General features: G+C 62.4%; 3 protein-coding genes. All 3 read left to right on the top strand.

Going from position 1 to position 4,970, the window contains the following annotated elements; genetic code table 11:
* Positions 1-9 precede the first annotated feature (9 nt).
* Positions 10-480 (top strand): type II 3-dehydroquinate dehydratase, encoded by a 471-nt coding sequence (gene aroQ, locus AC0AP0_RS08940; RefSeq protein ID WP_046322973.1) that lies wholly within the window; start codon positions 10-12, stop codon positions 478-480.
* A complete protein-coding gene (locus tag AC0AP0_RS08935) occupies positions 477-3,020 on the top strand; it encodes an excinuclease ABC subunit UvrA (RefSeq protein WP_490430209.1) in 2,544 nt (847 codons plus the stop codon). Before aroQ ends, AC0AP0_RS08935 begins: the two co-directional genes overlap by 4 nt.
* A 65-nt stretch (positions 3,021-3,085) precedes the next feature.
* On the top strand, positions 3,086-4,750 hold the full coding sequence (gene pyrG, locus AC0AP0_RS08930) for a CTP synthase (RefSeq protein ID WP_046322971.1): 1,665 nt from the start codon (positions 3,086-3,088) through the stop codon (positions 4,748-4,750).
* The last annotated feature ends 220 nt before the right edge of the window (positions 4,751-4,970 follow it).

The raw sequence follows: 4,970 nt of genomic DNA, 5'->3' as shown, positions 1-4,970 counted from the left end.
GAATGACAGATGGCGGATGCCGACAAGGGCAGGCAGACGGTTCTGGTGGTCAACGGACCCAACCTGGGTCGGCTGGGTGTGCGCGACCCTGATGTCTACGGTCGTCAGGATCTTGAGACCCTGACACGGGACTGCGAAAACTGGGGTCGGCAGCTGGGCCTGGAAGTTCAGGTGCTGCAATCGGACGACGAGGGTCAGGTCATTCGCTGGATGCACCAGGCGGTGGACCAGGGCAGTGCTGTGGTGCTCAACCCGGCCGCCTTCACCCACTACAGTTATGGGCTGTCCGATGCCGCCGTCCAGGTGACCCAGGCAGGGTTGCCGCTGATGGAGGTCCATATTTCCAATCCCGCATCCAGGGAGGCCTTCCGCCGACGCAGCGTCATCTCACCGGTGGCCACCGGCACCATCACCGGCATGGGCTTCTATGGCTACCGGCTTGCTTTGGAAGCTGTGGCCCATCTGTTGGAGAGCGCATGAGTGAGAGCGGAGAGACCGGCAAGAAACTCTCCGCACCGCCCAAGGCCATCCTTGTCCGCGGCGCCAGGGTCCACAACCTGCGCAATCTGGATGTCGACATTCCTTTGAATCACTTGGTGGGCATTGCCGGGGTCTCGGGCTCCGGCAAGTCCTCCCTGGCTCTGGGGGTCCTCTACGCCGAGGGGTCCCGGCGTTATTTGGAATCCTTATCCACCTACACCAGGAGGCGGATGACCCAGGCCCAGCGCCCCCAGGTGGACTCGGTGCGCTTTCTGCCGCCGGCTTTAGCTCTGCGTCAACGGCCGGGCGTGGGAGGCATGCGCTCCACTTTCGGCACCGCCACCGAGCTGCTCAACGTACTTCGGCTGATGTTCTCACGGCTGGCCAGCCATGTCTGCCCCAATGGCCATCGCCAGGAGCCCACCCTGGCTGTGGCAGCCGAGATACCCATCGCCTGCCCTACTTGCGGTGCTAAAGTGGAGCCTCCCAGCGCTGAGGAGCTGGCTTTCAACTCTCTGGGAGCCTGCCCTACCTGCCAGGGGACCGGGACCGTGCGCGAGGTGGACGATGCCACCCTGGTTCCCGATGACAGTCTGACTATCGACCAGGGTGCCGTGGTGCCTTGGCGAACCTTCGGTTTCAACGTCCAGCCAGACATCGTCCGCGAGTTCGGAGTCCGCACCGACGTACCTTGGCGGGACCTGACCGATCGGGAGCGGAAGATCGTTTTCGAAGGGCCGGCTGAGAAGAAGCACATCACCATCACTTCGGTCAAGGGGGTTCACGAGCTGGACTTCACTTTCCGCAACGCACGCTTGACCGTGACCGAGGAGCTCAAGAGGGCTAATGATGACAAGCGACTGGCCAAGGTGGCCAAGTTTCTGACTGAGCGGACCTGCCCGGACTGCAAGGGTACCCGGCTCAACCAGCGAGCGCGTCTGCCTGAGATCAATGGGGACAATCTGGCCACGGTTACCTCCTGGCCTCTGGACAAGGTGCTGGGCTGGGGACGAAAGTTGCCGCCCACGCTGCCTGAACCCATGCAGCCCATGGCTTCGGCCCTATGCAAGACCCTGGACGAGATGGGCAGGCGGTTGATTCAGTTGGGACTGAGCTACCTGACCTTGGACCGCTCCAGCGCATCCCTGTCCACAGGTGAGAGGCAGCGGGCCCAGCTAGCCAGGGCGGTGCGTAATGAGACCACAGGCGTGCTCTATGTGCTGGACGAGCCCTCGACCGGTCTGCATCCTGCCAACCTGGAGGGGCTTATAGGGGTCATGCGCGACCTGCTGGCTGATGGCAATTCGGTGGTTTTCGTCGACCACGATGTCAAGGTACTAGAATCGGCCGATTATCTGATCGAAATGGGTCCCGGGGCAGGGGAGCGCGGCGGCAGGATCCTGGCCCAGGGAGCTCCTGAACGGATCGCTGCAGACCCGGGCTCGCGCATCGCAGGTTTTCTGGATGGACGCGAGCCGGTTCTGGTAAGGGACCGTCACCCTATGCCTGCAGAGGATGGATGGATTCGTATGCAGTCAGGACTCATTCACACGGTCCGCCCTCTGGATCTGGCCATTCCTCGTGGGTGCATGACGGCTGTTACCGGCGTATCCGGCTCAGGCAAGACCACCATGATCCTGGAGTCCTTGGTCCCGGCCCTGCAGGCTTGCATCCAGGGCGACCCCATGCCCAAACATGTGCACAGTCTGGACCCAGCCGGCATCGACAGGGTTCGTCTGGTGGATTCCTCGCCCATAGGCATCAACGTGCGCTCCACGGTGGCCACCTACTCAGGGCTCATGGACCGGTTGCGCCGCCTCTTTGCGGCCACTGACCAGGCGAAAAAGGACAAGTTGGGTATCTCAGCATTCTCATACAACACAGGATTACTGCGCTGTCCCCAGTGCGACGGAACCGGCCAGATCAGCCTGGACGTGCAGTTCCTGCCCGACATCCCCATCACTTGCCCCAGCTGTCAGGGTCGTCGATACCGTCCGGAGGCCGAGCACTACCGTCTGTCCACACCGGCACACACCAAGCCGCTGAGCCTGCCCGATCTGCTGGCCATGGAGGTGGGCCGGGCGCTGGAGGTCTTTGCGCAGGGCCGCGAGTACACGGCCATTCGTCGAGGTCTGCAAACCTTGAAGGACTTGGGTCTGGACTACTTGACACTGGGAGAGGACACTCCCTCCCTGTCTGGCGGGGAGGCCCAGCGGCTGAAGCTGTCCAACGAATTGGGCCGCAGGCAGAATGGTTCCATGTTCGTCTTGGACGAGCCCACTACAGGTCTGCATCCCTTGGATGTGCGCGTCCTGATTGGAGTGCTGGAGCGTCTGGTCAGCAAGGGGGCCACGGTGGTCTTCATCGAGCACGATCTGGACATGATCGCCAACGCCGACCATGTGGTCGATATGGGTCCGGGCGGCGGCGATCGTGGTGGAAGAATCGTAGCTCAGGGCGACCCTGAATCTGTGGCCCGCAACCCTGATTCAGTGACCGGTCGCTACCTGGCTGACCACCTGCATCTGAGCCGTCCCTGAAACCTTCCGTACTCCTCGAGTGTTGGCTGGTTTCTGGTCGCTCCTGCCTGATAGGCTGAAGTTCCATGGTCAGAGAACATGGAAATTCGCAAGGGCATATCACCAAACACATTTTCGTCACCGGCGGCGTGGTCTCTTCACTGGGCAAGGGACTGACCGCATCATCTCTGGGCCGACTGCTGAGAAGCCGCGGAATCCGCGTTCTTCAACAGAAGCTGGATCCCTACATCAACGTCGATCCGGGGACCATGAACCCCTTCCAACACGGCGAAGTCTACGTGACGGAGGATGGGGCCGAAACCGACCTGGACATCGGCCACTATGAGCGTTTCACCGATGTCTTCCTCTCCCAGAAGGCCAACGTGACCACCGGTCAGATTTACCAGTCTGTTCTGCGCAAGGAGCGGGCGGGGGAATACCTGGGCCAGTGCGTCCAGGTCATTCCCCACGTGACCAACGAAATCAAGAGCCGCATGCGGGCCCAGGCCAGCGACGATGTGGACGTGATTATCACCGAGATCGGCGGGACTGTGGGCGACATCGAGTCCCAGCCCTTCATGGAAGCCGCCCGCGAGGTGCGTCGGGACATCGGCCCGGACAACTGCATGTTCGTCCATGTCTCCCTGGTGCCCTATGTGGCCGCCGCCCACGAGCTCAAGACCAAGCCCACCCAGCACTCGGTCATGGCCCTGCGCCAGCTCGGCATCGCCCCCGATGCCCTGGTGCTGCGCTCCGACCGGCCGCTCAACCAGGGCATCAAGGACAAGATCTCCCTCATGTGCGACGTGGATGCCGAGGGCGTAGTCAACTGCGTGGATGCGCCCAGCATCTACGACGTGCCCAAGATCCTCTATAAGGAGGGTCTGGATACCTACGTTGTACGTAAGCTGGGGTTGCCCTTCCACGACGTCGACTGGAACGAGTGGGAGGACCTGCTGGACCGAGTCCACAATCCCCGTACCAAGGTGGCCATCGCCATCGTGGGCAAGTACATCGACCTGCCTGATGCCTACCTGTCGGTTATCGAGGCGCTGAAGGCCGGCGGCTTCGCCAACCGTTCCCAGGTCCAGGTCAAGCTGGTGGCAGCCGACACCTGCGAGACCATGGATGGTGCCCGCAAGGCCCTGGAGGGTGTGGACGGAATCGTGGTCCCCGGCGGCTTCGGCATCCGCGGCATCGAGGGCAAGATTGGCGCCCTTCGCTACGCCCGCGAGACTGGCCTGCCTGCCCTGGGACTCTGCCTGGGTCTGCAGTCCATGGTCATCGAGTTCGCCCGCCACGTCCTGGGGCTGGAGGACGCCAACTCCTCGGAATTCGAGCCTGACTGCGAAAACCCGGTCATCGCCACCATGGAGGAACAGAAGGATATCGTGGCCGGCCATGGCGATATGGGCCACACCATGCGGCTGGGCGCCTACCCGGCAGTGCTCAAGCCCGACTCCCTGGTGGCCCGGCTCTATGGCTCCACCGAGATCTCCGAGCGTCACCGCCACCGCTATGAGGTCAACGTGGCCTACAAGGAGCGGCTGGACAAGGCCGGCCTGCACATCTCGGGCACCAGCCCGGACGGGCAGCTGACCGAGTTCGTAGAGCTCTCCCAGGACCAGCATCCCTTCTACGTGGGCACCCAGGCTCACCCAGAGTTCAAGTCCCGGCCCACCAAGCCGCATCCCCTCTTCGCCGGCCTGGTCAAGGCCAGCCTGGAGCACGGAGGCCAGGAGGCCGCCTGAGGTCAATCCGTTTTCAAAAACGTTGACTATGATCGCCCGTTTCCCTCTTATGGGAAGTGGGCGATTGTCCGTATCGGTACTGTTGTCAAGAGGAAGGGCCGGATTCCTTAGAGAGCGTAAGCCGGGGTCTGGCGGTTCACTATGGTCCCGGTTATCCTGTAATGGTGTGAACGGCCGCATATGGCGGCCGTGCGTGTGTTAGGAGGTCTCAGCTCGTGGA

The sequence above is a fragment of the Bifidobacterium sp. POST2/T3 (B1) genome, assembly GCF_058197115.1.
Note: the sequence above shows the minus strand (reverse complement) of the source record. Positions and strands in the feature narration are given on the sequence as shown.

What these genes read in the sequence shown, in the direction of transcription:
- aroQ (WP_046322973.1), top strand. Translation starts at nt 10, where the DNA reads ATGGCGGATGCCGACAAGGGCAGGCAGACGGTTCTGGTGGTCAACGGA.
- AC0AP0_RS08935 (WP_490430209.1), top strand. Translation starts at nt 477, where the DNA reads ATGAGTGAGAGCGGAGAGACCGGCAAGAAACTCTCCGCACCGCCCAAG.
- pyrG (WP_046322971.1), top strand. Translation starts at nt 3,086, where the DNA reads ATGGTCAGAGAACATGGAAATTCGCAAGGGCATATCACCAAACACATT.